Below are 16,664 nucleotides of genomic sequence, written 5' to 3'. Positions count from 1 at the left end.
TCCTTTCGTACGAAGTCGGTTGACCAGACCTGACTTTATTGTACGACTGGAGTTTTTTTTATGTCCATAGCTATAAGCTTTCCGGAACCCCCTGCATAGCAGGGGGTTTTCATTTATACAAAATAAAGAAGGAAGCCCTATTTCATAAGGCTTCCTAGCTTCTTAGTAGACTGACATCGTTTCTTTATTTACGTTTTCGAGAATTTCTTTCACTCTATTTAGAAATTTCCCACAAATCAATCCATCTAAAATTCGGTGATCTAAAGATAGACATAAGTTTACCATATCTCTAGCAGCGAACATGCCGCCATTCATAATGACCGGTCTTTTCACGATTGATTCCACTTGAACAATTGCAGCTTGAGGATAATTAATAATACCCATTGATTGTACAGAACCAAATGAACCTGTATTATTTACCGTAAATGTTCCACCTTGAATGTGTTCTGATTTTAATTTACCAGTACGGGCAAGGATAGATAGCTCATGAATCTCTTTAGCAATCCCTTTAATGGATTTTTCATCAGCATTTTTAATAACAGGAACAAATAAAGCATCTTCTGTCGCAACTGCGATTGAAATATTAATTTCTTTCTTCTGGATAATTTTATCTCCTGCCCAAACGGAATTCATCATCGGGAATTCTTTTAGCGCACGTGCAATTGCTTTAATAAAGAATGCAAAGTACGTTACGTTAAATCCTTCTTTTTCTTTGAATTCTCTTTTAATGTCATCACGATAAGCTACAAGATTAGTAACATCGACTTCCATCATCATCCAAGCATGAGGAACTTCATGTTTGCTTCTAACCATATTATTTGCGATTGCACGACGAACAGCAGTAACTGGAATCTCGATATCGCCAATAGCACTTTTAACAGTTGGCTTTTCATTCGCCATTTCGCTGGATTGTACTTCTGAACTAGGATTCTTCGTATTAGGTGTTGCTTTACTTTGTGGAATACCAGACTCAATTAGTTTTAAAATATCTTTTCTCGTTATTCTACCTTCTAATCCAGTTCCTTCTACTAGCTGCAAATCGATATTGTGCTCATTTGCGAGTCTAAGAACAGCTGGAGAATACCGTCGTTTTTGCTGAGGTTCACTTTGACGTGTACCAATTACAACTTCAACACTTTCTTGTGGAAGAGGATCAGTGCCCCCTGCATTTCGAATGGCTTCGCTTATATTTGTTTTTTCTGAAAGCAATTCCCCTACTTCAATTGAGCATACAACTTCCCCAACCGGTAGAGTTTCCCCTTCATTCGCAATCAGTTCTTTAATTGTTCCGGAAAAAGAAGATGGGATTTCCGCATTCACTTTATCAGTTACAACTTCAGCAAGCGGATCATATTTGTTCACTTTATCGCCGGGTTTTACGAGCCATTTTTCGATTGTTCCTTCAGTTACGCTTTCACCAAGCTGGGGCATCAAAATGTTTTGAATCTGCATATTCACTCAACCTCCTTTATTAAAACGCTGCTAAATCTCGCATTGCTCGCTCTATTTTTTCAGGATTTATCATGAAATATTTTTCCATAGTCGGTGCATAGGGCATTGCTGGTACATCTGGCCCCGCAAGACGTTGAATAGGTGCATCAAGATCAAATAAACAATGTTCTGCAATAATTGCTGCAACTTCACTCATGATGCTTCCTTCCTTATTGTCTTCCGTGATTAGTAAGACTTTCCCTGTCTTACTTGCCGCTTCACAAATTGCTTCTTTATCCAGCGGGTAAACTGTACGAAGATCTAAAATATGTGCTTGAATCCCATCATCTGCAATTCTTTCTGCTGCTTGTATTGCAAAATTGACAGCTAAGCCATATGTGATGACTGTAATATCATCTCCTTCGCGTTTTACATCCGCTTTTCCTATTGGCAACACATAGTCATCTGTAGGAACTTCCCCTTTTATTAATCGGTAAGCTCGCTTATGTTCAAAGAATAAAACTGGGTCTTCATCTCGAATTGCCGCCTTTAATAATCCTTTTGCATCATATGGTGTAGAAGGAATGACGATTTTCAAACCTGGTGTTCCTGCAAATAATGCTTCCACTGATTGAGAATGATAAAGTGCGCCATGAATTCCTCCACCGAAAGGAGCTCGCACGACTATTGGACAGTTCCAATCATTATTTGAACGATAACGCATTTTCGCGGCTTCAGAAACAATTTGGTTTACTGCAGGCATGATAAAATCAGCAAATTGCATTTCTGCAATCGGACGCATTCCTACCATCGCAGCACCAATTGCCACACCTGCTATTGCACTTTCTGCAAGTGGAGTATCTAAAACACGATATTCACCAAATTGCTCATATAGGCCAGCTGTTGCTTTAAACACTCCGCCTTTTCTCCCAACATCCTCACCTAAAATAAAAACGTTTTCATCCCGTTCCATTTCTTCTTTTATTGCTAAGTTAATCGCTTCAATGTAAGAGATAATTGCCATTAAGCTTCATCTCCTTTCTCATACACGAAATTCAATGCATGCTCTGGCGCTGCATAAGGGGCATTTTCTGCATAATCAGTAGCCTCGTTTACAATTTCAGCAATTTTATTGTTAATATCAACAATTGTTTTATCTGATGCAACGCCTGTTTCTATTAAGTATTTCTCGAATAATTTGATTGGATCATTTGCTTTTCCTTCAGCGATATCTTCAGCTGTTCGATATTGACGGTCATCATCATCTGATGAGTGCGCTGTTAAACGATAAGTAACGGTTTCTATTAAACTTGGTCCCTCTCCTCTTCGTGCACGATCGACTGCTTCTTTTACAACCCGATACACTTCAAGAGGATTTTTGCCATCTACCGTAACCCCAGGCATTCCATAACCAATTGCCCGATCAGATACTTTTGCACAGCCTAATTGGCGTTCAACAGGTACTGAAATAGCATATTGATTGTTTTCTACCATAATAACGACAGGTAGATTATGAACTCCTGCAAAATTAGCTCCTTCATGGAAATCACCTTGGTTGGTAGAACCCTCTCCAAGTGTTACGAAAGAAACATAATCTTTATTTTGCATTTTTCCAGCAAGTGCCACACCAACAGCGTGCGGTACTTGAGTCGCAACCGGTGAAGAACCTGATAATATTCGATTTTTCTTTTGGCCAAAGTGACCAGGCATTTGACGTCCTCCAGAATTCGGATCCTCTGCTTTAGCAAATGCTGATAACATTAATTCCCTTGGCGTCATGCCGAAATGTAAAACTACACCCATATCTCGATAATATGGGGCAATATAGTCCTTAGTATTGTCTAATGCAAATGCTGCACCGACTTGAGCTGCCTCTTGACCTTGACAAGAAATAACAAACGGAATTTTTCCTGCACGATTCAAGAGCCACATTCTCTCATCTAGCCTTCTCGCTGTTAACATTGTTTCGTACATTTGTAAAACTTCTTCATTAGACAACCCTAATGCTTCATGATGTAACTTCTCGTTAGTCATAGAATCATCCCCTTTCATTCCTTTATCATTATAACTTAACTAGATTTTCAAATTGAGGAAAATTCATTACTATTTAACAGCCATGTAAACCTTATAAACATCTATTAAACTTTTACCTTTAGATATGAATCGCTCGACCATCTACAGCCAATGCTGCTTCACCAATTATTTCACTTAACGATGGATGAGGATGAATTGTTTCTCCTATTTCCCATGGGGTCGCATCTAAAAGCATTGCTAGTGCTGCTTCAGAAATCATATTAGTAACATCAGGCCCAATCATATGAACCCCTATTATGTCATCTGTATCTTTATTTGCAATAATTTTTACAAATCCTTCGGAGTTTCCATATACTAAAGCTTTCCCTATTCCTTTGAATGGAAACTTCCCTACTTTTATCCCATGACCTAATTCAGTAGCTTGCTGTTCTGTCAAACCAATACTTGCAATTTCAGGATAACTATAAATACATCTAGCGATATTTTGACTATTTAAGTGAGAGATTTTTCCATTAACAATATGCTCCACTGCCGCAATTCCTTCATGCGAAGCAACGTGTGCAAGCTGCATGCCGCCTATTACATCCCCAATTGCATAAATATGTTTCTCTTTTGTTTGATAAGCTTCATTTACTTTAATAAAGCTAGAATCAGTTTCAATTTCAGTATTTTCTAAACCAATTCCTTCGATATTCCCAACACGACCAATAGAAATTAGCATCTTTTCAGCTTCTAAAGTCTGTACTTCATTATTGACAGTTGCCGATACAGTTATTCCATTTTCAATTTTAATTGAATCGGATGTGATTTGGGCATTTGTTACAATATTTATTCCTCTGTTTTTCAATAGTTTCTCTATTTCACTAGAGATTTCTAAGTCTTCAGTCGGTAGTATACGATTTCCATATTCTACAACTGTAACTTCAACACCAAAATCTGCAAGCATGGAAGCCCATTCGATTCCAATTACTCCACCACCAACAATAATTATTGATTTCGGTAATGTTTCTAATTGTAGTGCATGATCGGAAAACATGATTGTTTCACCGTCAACATCTATGCCATTAATATTGCGAGGTCTTGAACCAGTAGCAATAATGACATTTTTCGGAAGCAGCATCTCATTTTCCAACCCTTCCATTTCAACCGAAATGGTGCCTGGCATTGGTGAAAAAATAGATGGACCTAAAATGCGGCCAGTTCCATAGTAAACATCTATTTTCCCTTTTTTCATTAAACTTTTCACACCGCTGTGCAGCTGATCAACAATAGTTTGTTTTCGGTTTTGAATTGCTGAAAAATTTATTTTAACATCTGAAACATCAATTCCAAACTGTTGTGCATTTTTTGATTGCCTAAAAACTTCCGCACTACGAAGCATTGCTTTACTTGGGATACAGCCCTTATGCAAACATGTTCCACCAATTTTTTCTTTTTCTACAATTGCAGTTTTTAAACCTAGTTGAGAGGCCCGTATTGCAGCCACATATCCTCCTGTTCCACCACCAAGGATAACCAGATCATATTCATGAGCCAAACAAATCACTCCTAACAAATAATTAGGAAGCAAAGAATTTCTTTACTTCCCATTTTATTTAATGCTTCAATTATCTATCATTTAGAATTGTTTTTCCATTTTTTAAGAATTGTTTACGGGATTTTGATACACGTTCAATTCTTTCTTCTGCTAGACGATTTGCTGCTAAATAGGTTGGGATATTATCTCGTTTTGAAATATCGAATATCTTTGTAATACTATCATAAATTGTTTCAACGTGCTTCATTGCACGCTCTCTATTATAGCCATATAACTCATCTGCAACGTTTATTACCCCGCCTGCATTGATAACATAGTCTGGAGCATAAACAATACCCATCTCATGAATAATTTGACCATGCCTTGAATCTTTCAATTGATTGTTTGCCGAACCTGCTATTACTTTAGCTTTTAATTGAGGAATTGTATCATCATTAATGATTGCACCTAGAGCACATGGTGAAAAAATATCAACATCTTGCTTATAAATATCTTCAGGGTCAACTGCTATAGCACCAAAATCATCTACAACTCTTTGAACAGCTTTTTTGTTTATATCCGTAACAATTAATTTCGCACCATCTTTATATAAATATTCACATAGCGTATACGCAACATTTCCTAATCCTTGAACAGCTACTGTGCGTCCTTCGAGGCTATCAGAACCGAAAGCTTCATTTGCTGCAGCTTTCATTCCAAGATATACCCCATATGCTGTTACTGGTGAGGGATTACCTGATGAGCCAAAAGTCGGAGAGATTCCCGTTACATAATCTGTTTCTTCATGAATTAAGTCCATATCCGTTACGGTTGTTCCAACGTCTTCCGCTGTTATATAACGTCCATTTAAACCTTGAATAAAGCGGCCTAGTGCACGAAACATTTCTTCATTTTTATCTTTAAATGGATCACCAATAATAACTGTCTTACCTCCACCAAGATTTAAACCTGCAGCTGCATTTTTATAAGTCATACCACGAGCAAGACGTAATGCATCTTCAATTGCTTGATCTTCTGAAGCATATGTCCACATTCTCGCTCCCCCCAAAGCTGGCCCAAGCGTCGTATCGTGAATAGCAATAATGGCTTTTAAACCCGATGTTTTGTCTTGGCAAAAAACAAGTTGTTCGTAATCATATTTCTCCATATACTTTAAAATTTCCACAAACAATTCCCCCTTAAATTGAAAGCGTTTTCTTAATTGGATAGATTGTTTTTAGCTAAAAAAAACATTATATTGCTAACAATTTATCCGTTTAATTTTACAATACTTTCTAAACTCGGTTTACGCAACTAATAATGTTCAATTCAATGTTTTTAAGAATTTTCTAATTATTTAAAATATTATTCTGAATTAAGTATTTTAGCGGTGTTTCTTGACTTTCAATTAGGCAGTTGTACAATAATAAGTAGTTGTAAGGGGGTAAGACAAATGGCAAGAATGTTAGCTTTTATCGTCATGCTAATCCCTGCCTTAATGGCTGGAGCAGGTATTAAATTTATGCGAGATACATTATTTGGGAAGCTGCTTGAACCTTTTCCATGGTTATGGCTGCAATTTGCAATTGGGATAGTTTTCTTTGTTGCTGGTTTAGGGTTTTTTGCAGGCTTTTTATTACATCGGGACCGCAAAAGAGGAAAGGTTGCTCCAAAATTTCAAAAAAGCTCAAACGAAAAGCGTAATCGCCCTGCTTAGCCCCGACAAGCGCTGGAAGGCCCGAATCGAAAGCGTCTTTCCAGCTTTCGACCGAGGGGCAGGCAGCGACCTCGAGGGGCTGGGCGATGGAGCTAGACACTGTTCAAAAGTAAGTATTATAGCTTCTAATAAAATAGATAACAGACGTTCAAAGAGGATTTTCATTTGCCATACCCAATTGAACGTCTGTTTTATTTATGTTTTTTTTCGATTTTTGCAACACGATCTGGGAAATCAGTAATCCACCCAATCACTAATGAATGTGGATCAAATAGAAAAGATTCCGTCCCATTTATTGCATAAAATCTTATTCCTTTATTTGCTTTTGTACATGCTTCTAAATACTTAGTTTTATAATACTTTTTATTTGCATGGACTGCGTCGAAATGAGTTGAAGTAATTAAATCATTCCAATTAAATGCTTTTGTTACAATAAAAGCGGTTTCAATATCCGGTCTTTGCATTTTTACAATTCGTATTAATTCATCATGAAATGAAGAAAAATGACTGCCCTCAGGTAAAACCATCCTTTGAAGCATGTCAATGAGCGGCTTTTGATTATTTAATAACGATTCCTTTAATTCAATATTTAAAGGCATTTTATACGTATTAGCCCAATCAATAACTTGTTTCAATGTTGGTATACGTTCCTTTGAAAATCTTCTTAATAGTGGCTTCCCTAATGTAAAATTTGATAATTCATCATAAGTGCATTCAATAATATTCTTTTTTACACCAGTTAATCGAAACAAATTAAAGTCATGGTACACAACCAACACATTGTCTTTTGTACATTGTACATCTAGCTCTATTCCATCTGCCCCAAGCCTTCTTGCTTTTTCAAAGGCTTTCATTGTATTTTCCAATGTATAACCCGATGCTCCCCGATGTGCAAATATCGGTATCCTCTTTATCATTAAATATTCAACTCTCCAAACTCTAATAAAAATGTACCTTGCGTTATTCGACTAAGTATTGAAGATTTATTACCAATTTGAATATATGTCCCAGGATAGGCTTCCTTTTTCACTACAATTTGCTCTTTTCCAACATTTTTTAGGTTTTGCATTAATTCTTTAATTTCAAAATCGATATGCTGTGCATGTTCTTCTTTTTTTGCCACTTCCGATTCTAATTGATCCAAGCCTCGAAGCTGTTCATCATTTAAACGGTCTTTATACTGTATGATTTGATTTATTTTGGAAGTTAATTGGATGATTTCCTCTTGTATTGATTTTAATAATGCAGCCTTATTTTGTATAATTTCATAAGCTTCTTTTTTATTTAAACTTTCAATGATAAGTTCAGTTTTTCTTTCCATTTTGTTTCCAGCAACCGCTGTAACAATCATATCTTTTGCAACCGCTTTCCCGCCTATTATTTTCCCCTTATTTTCATCGAGCAAAATGGAATTTGCAACTAAATAAGAACCAAGTGAATATTTCCCTATAACGATATCTTTTTTGGCAAATAGATTTGCATCGTTGACATGTTTAACAAAAATACTGCCGCTAGCATCAACTTCTGTTACACCCATTCCAAAAATGCCGCCTTTTATAAAGATGTCACCTTCTGTTGATTGAATCAATTTTGCACCTGAAATTCCTTCCGCGCCCTCAATTGAAATATCACCAGTGGCGATGACCGAATAACCATTCATTACTGTCCCCTTAATCGTTACAGAGCCATCGAACTTAATATTTCCCGTTTCAATTCCTACATCACCTTCAATCGGTAAGTGGTTATTCACAGAAATAACACCTTCACGCTGTTCAACTACTCCACTTGTTTTAGCATATAGTATCATTTTGCCATTTTCTTCAACTTCATAAGCGGACTTTTGATCATATTTTAAAGGTACATCTTTGCCAGCAAGAGCAGGAATGCTTTCTCCATGGATATTTTTTCCCTCGATGCCAGGCTGGGCCGGTATTTTTTCACCTAGCCAGTCGCCTTCTTTAATTTCGTAAATAAAATTCATTTCAAAATAATCAGCCTTGCCATCTTCACGAATAATTGGTTTTCTTTCAGGGATTTCAAGATATTTAACGACTGCATCTTCACCTTTTATCGGAGGTGTTCCTTCTGCAATTAGATATGCTTTCCCTGGAACAATTTTATTCACATCTAATTCAAGAATACCATGGGTTATATTATATTCTGAAAGAGCTTCGTTAATTTGGGAGGTCAATTTCTCTTTATTTTCACGTATCATTTCGATTGTTTCGTGGATAAATAGTGAAGCAGTCATTTTATCCTTTGAAATTTCAACCGATATATTAGGAAGCCAGTAGCCAATTTCAACAGGTTCAATCGTTTCTTTATTTAGTGCGCTTTTTAATAAAGCAAAATTCGTTAGTTTAATACGAGGATTACTGCGTAAAATTGCGTCGAAATCCTTTAATGGAAATCCACTTTTTACAGTTTTTATAAATACTTTTTCATTTTCTTCTGTAATTTCAACTAAATCGTTTGTAAAAATTATCACCCTAAATCCCCCCTTGTTTTTAGTATAAACAATCGAAATAAATTTGTTGAGAGGCAATTTACGTAATAATGAAATTTTTAGGACTATTTTCCAACCAGTCGATGAAACTAAATACCCTTTTTTCTGTATTTTTTAAACTTTTAGATCATTAAATTGTCTTCTAATTTAAGAAGCGATCAACTCTTTCCGAATGTTGTCAATGTTTATCACAATGATTTTGTATTTTCGCAGTTTTTCTTAATATGACAATTACAAACTATTCATCTTCTCCTTCCAAAATAATGGTAAAATATAAAATATACGAAATCTTTTTATAGAAAGGTGTGTGTATTCATGAGGTATTATTTTGATTTTCTTTTAGCGGTTGTCTTAACTTCTTTATCTTACTTCGTCGGCAGCTGCCTCTTTAGCAATGGCCTTTCTCTGTTGCATGCCTTTATTATTGGTAGTGCTGTAGTGTTATTAGGTGCTGTTACAGAAGCACTAAAAGCCCCTATATGGTTAATTATCTTAGTACCCTTCCCAATTGGAATGATTATACTTTTCTTATTTTTAGATGAACCTGTCCAAATATGGTTTATTACATATTTGATGACATTAGCTTTTTACTCAGTTATACACGTTTTCATGAGCTTCTTTTTCAAATTCCACTCTTTAATTCCTGCTTGGAAATTATCTAAATGATAGATTTAGTTAGGAGAATCCCTTAGAGAGGTTCTGTTTGTTAGCTGCAATTTATATCACTCCGCTTTAAAGTACTAGCTATATCTAGTAATTTATTACCTTCCTAGCTATATCAAGTCTTATCACCGATTTCACTCACAAAGATTTATTAATTACTCAAAAATTTCCAAGCTTCAAAGTTTTACCCAAAAGTTACTTCCTTACCTTATATCTATAAATCTACAAACTACACCAATTCTGTACTCTCCTTTTTACTTCTTTCGATTTCTTTATTAAAACGAAGTACAAATACAGCTTTCCCTATAAACAATTTTAATAAGGATTGACATTAGAAAATAATGCCATATAATTATTGTTAACCGGTTAACAATAATTTTTAAAAATATTTATTAAAGATAGGTGAGAATAATGGATAGTGTTAATAAAAAAGAAGAAGCATTAGAGGCTCTACAACATTTAATTACAGAGCGAGAAGCAGCTGAAAAGAAAAGAAGAATAAATAAAGCAAGTCAAGAAGAAGCATTAGTGTCAGGCTATACACTTACTCAATTACATATCATTGCAGCAATCAAAGAAAAAGGGTTAGCTAACAATACCTCTCTTTCTGAAAGCTTAAAATTATCAAAGCCAGCTATAACTAAAGCTGTGAGAAAGTTGTTACAACATAATATCCTTGTAAAAATACAGCAAGAAGATAATAAAAAAGAAGTTTATTATCTTCTTACAAAATCTGGGGAGGAGCTCGCGTTACTTCATGATCAATTACATGAACAAGCAAGAAATCGTTATTTAAGTATTTTGGATAATTTTAATACGGACGAATTAGAAATTATTATTAAGTTTTTAAATACTATTACCGAAAATATAAAGCAAAATTAAATGCCCTAAGGAGAAAGAATATGCCAATAAATATACCTCATATCAAAGTATTTGTGTTGTATTTGTTAAGTATAGCCACTTTTTTTGCCTCATTGAATCAAAACATTTATACACCAATTATCCCACTTATTCGGGATACTTTCAGCGTCTCAATCAATTGGGTAAACTTTACTGTTAGCAGTTTTATTTTTATTATTGCTATGATGCAAATCATTTTAGGAACGGTAATTGATTCTAAAAATCAAAAAAGATTAATATTAATTAGCCTAGTTACTATCAGTATTTCAACGATAATATGCGCTTATACTTCTAATTTTATACTCTTTATGATTGCTAGAATCATTCAGGCTATTGGGACTGGAATTATTCCTTTAGTAACAATAAACATGATTGCACAATTATTCGAAGGTGAAGCAAGAGGAAGAGCTATGGGAACGTATCAAATATTGCTAACACTCGCTCCAGCAATTTCTCCAATATTGGGGGGATTAATTGGACAGTATTATGGATACAGAGGAATCTTCTTATTCCTCTTTTTAATTTCTGTTTCATTGCTTATTTTGATTGCTTACTTCCTTCCAGATGATGAGAAAAATAATGCTCAAGGAAAAACAATCAGCTTTTTCAAAAACTATATTGCTATTTTTTCTAATTATTTAGGTGTAAGTATAATAATTGTAAGTTTCTTCGTATTCTTTATTTACTTTGCAATTCTTGTGTATCTGCCAATATTACTAAATGATCATTATCACGTACCTTTGAAAATCATTGGTTTTTTATACTTACCGTTAACTGTTAGTATGATTTTGGGAAGTATGTTATTCAAAAATTTACAGAAAAAATTATCATTAACTATATTATTTATAGCTGTTTTATTATTAATGCCATTACAAGTAATATTATTTAGTTTACTACATACTAAATCAATCATTGGATTAAGCATAATATTATTTGGATATGGCATGACAGTAGGATTTTCCCCTCCCTTATTTTCAACTATTATAAGTAATGAGTACAGTGAAAACAGAGGAACCGCCCTAGGTCTTTTTAATTTTATTCGTTATCTAGGAATGGCAGTTGGGGGAATGCTTACTGGATTGTATAATATCTTGCCTAGTACTTCCGTAATCTTCTTTTTGGGAATCTCTCTATTTCTCGCTTCAATATTACATTATCGAAATTTAAAGAATAGATTTTCCTAATATATATGTTTTTTGAAAAATAATTTTTTATGAATAAACAATCTGCTTCTTAATAAAGAGAAAAACTAAAAACCCTAACTTATCAAGGTTTTTAGGATTTCCAATAGTCTTTAGGTGCTTAGAAGTAATATAGCACACGATTTTACGTATTTTACTTTGTTGAAATAAAATTCCTTTTTAACTGCACAAAAAAGCACCTCCATTGATTGAATTGATATAAACCCAATAAATAGACGTGCTTGATAGTTTTTAGATATTCATTTAGAAATTTATTGCTTTGAAAAGTAGTTTATTGCTTGCTTGATTAAACTTTTATATAACAACCTTAAGAAGCAATCAACTCAATACGAATTTTATCCGCAATCATCGCAATGAATTCTGAGTTAGTTGGTTTTGATTTTAAATGATGTACTGTGTAGCCGAACATTTGAGAGATAGATTCATAGTTTCCACGGTTCCATGCGACTTCGATGGCATGACGAATTGCACGTTCAACACGTGAAGGCGTTGTGCCGAATTTTTTTGCAATTTCTGGGTATAAGATTTTCGTTACTGAACCTAATAATTCGATATCATAATATACCATTTGAATTGCTTCCCTTAAGTATGAATACCCCTTAATATGAGCTGGAACTCCGATTTCTTTAATAATTGAAGTAATTGTTGTATCGAGTTGACGTTGATTTACTTTTGCTTGTCCTTCAGGCTGCAAGATGCTTTGTCTTTTTACACTTTCCGTTTTTTGGCCAGCACAATGAAGGATTTTTTGAACGAGTTGATCAAATTCAAACGGTTTTAACATAAAATAAGAGGCACCATAAGTTACTGCTTGCTTCATAACATCTTCTTGTCCAAAAGCAGTCAGCATAATGACTTGTGTTTTTGCGAGCCGGTCATCGCTGTACATTGCCTCAAGAACCCCTAATCCATCTAAATGAGGCATAATAATATCAAGGAGCAGAACATCTGGTTGATAATCTTCCAACATTTTAATACAAAGCTTTCCATTCGATGCAGTTGCAACAACTTCAATATCTGGATGGTTTTCAAAATATTGTTCCATCGTTCTTACTAAATCCCGGTTATCGTCGGCTATTGCCACTTTTACTTTCGCCAAAAAAATTCCTCCTTTGATTATACTTACTAGCTTTCTACTTTTTTTGTACTTCCTCTCAATTTACGTCACAGTTTTTACATACTTGACAAGTTTATTTTCGACATTGCTTTAAAAAAACCTTTTCATAAAAAAAAAATAATTATGTAGTATTAGAGTTTCATCGTTTATCGACATATTTTTCATTATTCCAGTTCTGGTATAATTTATTATAATTTATTTTCATAAAAAAAAGAAGGAATGGGGTTGTCTTTAATTTTTAAGACGACCCCCTTCTCCTTATTTCGGTTCTTTCTTTAACATTTCATTTACGGTAATGGCTGCACCTCTTGATGGTTGTTCAACAAACATATGAGTAACCGCTCCAACGAATTTCCCTTTTTGAATAACAGGACTACCGCTCATTCCTTGCAAAATTCCACCGGTTTTTTGCAACAGCTCTTTATCCGTCACAATAAATTGCAAAAAGTTATCCTCGATTTTTACAATATCAATTGCAAATGCTTCTACTTTGGAACCTTCTATTGCTGTATATAGCTCAGCTTGTCCAAGCTCAATTTCTTCCTCATGCATAATTTCGATTGGCTTGCGCATGCTTTGTTTTAAATCACTTTCCCAATTGCCAAAAATTCCGTATAAATCATTAGACTTAACATTCCCTAGTCGGATGTTGTTATTTTCAATAACAGAGATTTTATACCCTGGATTTCCTGGTTTACTTTTCTTAATTTGTTCTATGGAGGCTAAAAAAATTGATCCATCAGTAAAACTTGGCGGCTCCTTTAGTACACCATCAATTATTTGATGACCTAATGCACCATATTGTTTCGATTCTGGATCTATAAAAGTTAATGTACCTATGCCATCTGTCTCATCTTTTATAAACGGCAAAATATTATTTGCCTGTTCATTGGTCAATGAAATATCACGTTGCTGTTGCGTTTTTTGTTTTACCGAGATTGTTAAATCATTTGTAGTGAAATGTTGTTTTAATTTTTCAATGGATGTGACAGGTAATCCGTTCACTTTTGTTATTACATCACCTTTTTTTAGCCACTGTCCATTCGGCAGTAAAACATCATGTGCAACGTATACAAATGGCAATTGCAACTGTATACCTATTGATTCACCCATCGGTATTAATTTTTTCGCCGATGCATAAAGGCTTGGCGATAAAATAAAAACAGTAAGTAAAACCAAAGTTAACAGATTACGCAAATGGCATTTCATAGTCCACCTCCTTAAGATTTGTACATTTACTATGTGTCAGTTGTACATCATTAATGAGAGGTAAATATTTGTCGTCAGGAGTTTCACATTACAAAAATATGGATAAAGAAGCAGTCTCGATATTCGAGACTGCTCTCTTTAATAAGCGAAACAGAAAAATTAATTTATTGTCTCATTAATTTTTTTGAAATGATTACACTAAATTAAAATGTTTTTCATTTCTTGTTTTCGTATGTCTGCTAATTTAAGCAACTCTGATGCATGCTGTAGGGTCAAATCAGTAATTTCAGATCCACTCATCATTCTACTTACCTCTTCAATTCGAGCAGCTGCATCTATATTAGAGACTGTTGTGTACGTACGGTTTTGTTCTACTTGTTTTCGGATTAAATAATGTTGATCTGCCATAGCAGCAACTTGTGGCAAGTGAGATATACAGAGCACTTGAGACTGAATGGAAATTGCAGCAATTTTTTCGGCAATAGCTTGAGCTACCCGTCCACTAACTCCAGTATCTACTTCGTCAAAAATAATGGACGTTACACCGTTAGAAGACGAGAAAATGGTTTTTAATGCAAGCATAATTCGAGATAATTCTCCGCCAGAGGCAATTTTCGGTAATGATTTAGGCGGTTCGCCAACATTTGTTGATATATAGAATGATACATAGTCTTTCCCATTCATATCAAAACTATGTAAGGATTCAAAATTTACGATAAATTTTGCTTTTTCCATATGTAAATCACGAAGCTGATTCATAATTGCTTCACTTAATTTTAAAGAGCATTGTTTTCTAATTTTTGTTAATTTCAGAGCAAGCTTATGGAGTGTTTCCTCCATTTCTACAAGCTTTTTCTCGTTATTTTGAATGATTTCATCGCGGTTTTGCAAAAGAATAATTTCTTCTTTTATTTTTTCGAAATAATCCAGTATCTCCTCAACAGTCGTGCCATATTTACGTTTCATTGACTGGTATTGCGCCAACCTTTGCTCTACTTCATTTAAACGGTCAGGCTCGAATTCAAGCTCGTCCAACACATTTTTAATTTGATGGGAAGCGTCCTGTAATGCGTAAAATGATGTTGCGACCAATTCAGCAGATTCTTTAAATTGTTCATCAAGCTCGACAATATCTTCTAGTGCATTCATCGCATTTCCTAAATGATCAAGACTTTTTAAATCACCTGAAATTGCTTCATATGCCAAATTTGCCCGTTCAAATATTTTATGGAAGTTTAATAGACGGCGACGTTCATCGAGCAGTGCATCTTCTTCACCAATTTTAAGATTTGCTTCTTCAAGTTCATTAATTTGGAATTGATATAAATCTATGCGCTGGGCAATACGCTGCTCATCCATGTTTAATTCTGCTACTTCGCGTTTAAAGTCACGATAAGCTTGGTAGCACTGCACATACTCTTCTTTCACAACTTTTATCTCATTAGCAGCAAAGTAATCCAGTAAATGAATATGCTGTCTTTCATCCATTAGCTCTTGGCTCTCATGCTGACCATGAATATCAATTAATGTAGAACCAATATCGCGCAAAATTGATAAAGGCACTAATTTTCCATTTATACGACAAACGCTTTTTCCTTTTTCATTTATATCTCTGCGTAAGATAATTGTTCCTTCTTCACTCTCAATGCCCGCTTCTTCTAGCTTGGGGTAAATAGGGTGTTGTTCATTCGCAATTAAAAACAGCCCTGTCAATTCGGCCTTTGTAGCACCATGTCGTATAAACTCATGTGATGCTCGTCCACCAGCAAGAAGATGAACAGCATCGATAATAATAGATTTTCCCGCACCAGTTTCTCCCGTTAACACTGTCAGACCTTCAGAAAAATTTACAGTTAAGTCGTCAATTATTGCAAAGTTACGAATACTAAGCTCTTTTAACAAAAATATCCACCTCTTAAAGTAAATCTAGTAATCGATTTTTTACAACTTCACGATCTTCTTCTCTACGACAAATGATTAAGATTGTATCATCACCTGATAGTGTTCCTAATATTTCCTTCCATTCTAAATGGTCTAGTAGTACTGCAATCGCATTACCATTACCAGGCAATGATTTTAACATTAAGAAATGCGAAACTCCGTCAATGCTGACAAATGAATCTGACAACGCTCTTTGTAGTTTTTGCAGCGGATTAAATCGTTGATCTGCTGGCAAGCTATATTTATAGCGGCCATCTTGAAGAGGAACTTTTACTAAATGCAATTCCTTAATATCTCGAGAAACTGTTGCCTGCGTTACATTATAACCTGCTTGCTTAAGTCGATTAACTAAATCATCCTGTGTTTCGATTTCATTATTTGATATGATTTCACGAATGCGCATATGGCGTTGACCTTTATTCATTTCC

At 34.8% G+C, this 16,664-nt stretch carries 15 protein-coding genes; 4 read left to right on the top strand and 11 right to left on the bottom strand.

From position 1 onward, the window contains the following. Positions 1-162: 162 nt before the first annotated feature. From EKG35_RS13610 to bcd, 5 genes are all read right to left on the bottom strand, one after another. The gene (locus EKG35_RS13610; protein ID WP_126295094.1) at positions 163-1,452 is read right to left on the bottom strand and encodes a dihydrolipoamide acetyltransferase family protein; all 1,290 of its coding nucleotides are present in this window, start codon (positions 1,450-1,452) and stop codon (positions 163-165) included. A gap of 19 nt (positions 1,453-1,471) precedes the next feature. Next, positions 1,472-2,455 (bottom strand): alpha-ketoacid dehydrogenase subunit beta, encoded by a 984-nt coding sequence (locus EKG35_RS13605; protein WP_126295092.1) that lies wholly within the window; start codon positions 2,453-2,455, stop codon positions 1,472-1,474. Further along, positions 2,455-3,465 (bottom strand): thiamine pyrophosphate-dependent dehydrogenase E1 component subunit alpha, encoded by a 1,011-nt coding sequence (locus EKG35_RS13600; protein ID WP_126295091.1) that lies wholly within the window; start codon positions 3,463-3,465, stop codon positions 2,455-2,457. Before EKG35_RS13600 ends, EKG35_RS13605 begins: the two co-directional genes overlap by 1 nt. Positions 3,466-3,583: 118 nt before the next feature. Beyond that, complete coding sequence (lpdA, locus tag EKG35_RS13595) at positions 3,584-5,002, bottom strand: dihydrolipoyl dehydrogenase (protein ID WP_126295090.1); 1,419 nt, start codon at positions 5,000-5,002, stop codon at positions 3,584-3,586. 70 nt (positions 5,003-5,072) lie between these two features. After that, the gene (gene bcd, locus EKG35_RS13590; RefSeq protein WP_126295088.1) at positions 5,073-6,167 is read right to left on the bottom strand and encodes a branched-chain amino acid dehydrogenase; all 1,095 of its coding nucleotides are present in this window, start codon (positions 6,165-6,167) and stop codon (positions 5,073-5,075) included. Positions 6,168-6,434: 267 nt separating this feature from the next. Between bcd and EKG35_RS13585 the strand changes: the two genes are divergently transcribed. After that, entirely contained in the window at positions 6,435-6,698 is a 264-nt protein-coding gene (locus EKG35_RS13585; RefSeq protein ID WP_126295087.1) for a DUF2627 domain-containing protein, read from the top strand. 191 nt (positions 6,699-6,889) lie between these two features. On the opposite strand, the gene EKG35_RS13580 is transcribed toward EKG35_RS13585, so the two are convergent. Together EKG35_RS13580 and EKG35_RS13575 are read right to left on the bottom strand one after the other, a co-directional pair. Further along, positions 6,890-7,615, bottom strand: coding sequence for a glycerophosphodiester phosphodiesterase (locus tag EKG35_RS13580; protein ID WP_246020379.1), 726 nt, complete (start codon positions 7,613-7,615; stop codon positions 6,890-6,892). Continuing rightward, on the bottom strand, positions 7,615-9,186 hold the full coding sequence (locus tag EKG35_RS13575; protein ID WP_126295086.1) for a flagellar assembly protein A: 1,572 nt from the start codon (positions 9,184-9,186) through the stop codon (positions 7,615-7,617). The genes EKG35_RS13580 and EKG35_RS13575 overlap by 1 nt, the downstream gene beginning before the upstream one ends. Positions 9,187-9,519: 333 nt before the next feature. Here EKG35_RS13575 and EKG35_RS13570 point away from each other — a divergent pair, with 333 nt between their 5' ends. The 3 genes from EKG35_RS13570 to EKG35_RS13560 all read left to right on the top strand — a co-directional run bounded on the left by EKG35_RS13570 (position 9,520) and on the right by EKG35_RS13560 (position 11,951). After that, positions 9,520-9,870 (top strand): hypothetical protein, encoded by a 351-nt coding sequence (locus tag EKG35_RS13570; protein WP_126295084.1) that lies wholly within the window; start codon positions 9,520-9,522, stop codon positions 9,868-9,870. A 408-nt stretch (positions 9,871-10,278) separates the two neighbouring features. After that, on the top strand, positions 10,279-10,749 hold the full coding sequence (locus EKG35_RS13565; RefSeq protein ID WP_126295082.1) for a MarR family transcriptional regulator: 471 nt from the start codon (positions 10,279-10,281) through the stop codon (positions 10,747-10,749). Between the two features lie 20 nt (positions 10,750-10,769). Continuing rightward, complete coding sequence (locus EKG35_RS13560) at positions 10,770-11,951, top strand: MFS transporter (protein WP_126295081.1); 1,182 nt, start codon at positions 10,770-10,772, stop codon at positions 11,949-11,951. A 325-nt stretch (positions 11,952-12,276) separates the two neighbouring features. On the opposite strand, the gene spo0A is transcribed toward EKG35_RS13560, so the two are convergent. From spo0A to ahrC, 4 genes are all read right to left on the bottom strand, one after another. Beyond that, positions 12,277-13,068, bottom strand: coding sequence for a sporulation transcription factor Spo0A (gene spo0A / locus EKG35_RS13555; RefSeq protein WP_126295080.1), 792 nt, complete (start codon positions 13,066-13,068; stop codon positions 12,277-12,279). 276 nt (positions 13,069-13,344) lie between these two features. Next, positions 13,345-14,295 carry a SpoIVB peptidase S55 domain-containing protein gene (locus tag EKG35_RS13550; protein WP_126295078.1) on the bottom strand — a complete coding sequence of 317 codons (951 nt, stop codon included), beginning with the start codon at positions 14,293-14,295 and terminating at the stop codon, positions 13,345-13,347. A 198-nt stretch (positions 14,296-14,493) separates the two neighbouring features. Further along, on the bottom strand, positions 14,494-16,197 hold the full coding sequence (gene recN / locus EKG35_RS13545) for a DNA repair protein RecN (RefSeq protein ID WP_126295076.1): 1,704 nt from the start codon (positions 16,195-16,197) through the stop codon (positions 14,494-14,496). Positions 16,198-16,210: 13 nt separating this feature from the next. Beyond that, entirely contained in the window at positions 16,211-16,660 is a 450-nt protein-coding gene (gene ahrC, locus EKG35_RS13540) for a transcriptional regulator AhrC/ArgR (protein WP_126295075.1), read from the bottom strand. Positions 16,661-16,664: the final 4 nt, after the last annotated feature.

Origin of the sequence: Lysinibacillus telephonicus, assembly GCF_003966145.1 — a bacterium.
In the GTDB taxonomy this organism is placed as follows: domain Bacteria; phylum Bacillota; class Bacilli; order Bacillales_A; family Planococcaceae; genus Ureibacillus; species Ureibacillus telephonicus.
This window is presented reverse-complemented; position numbering and strand designations above follow the sequence as displayed.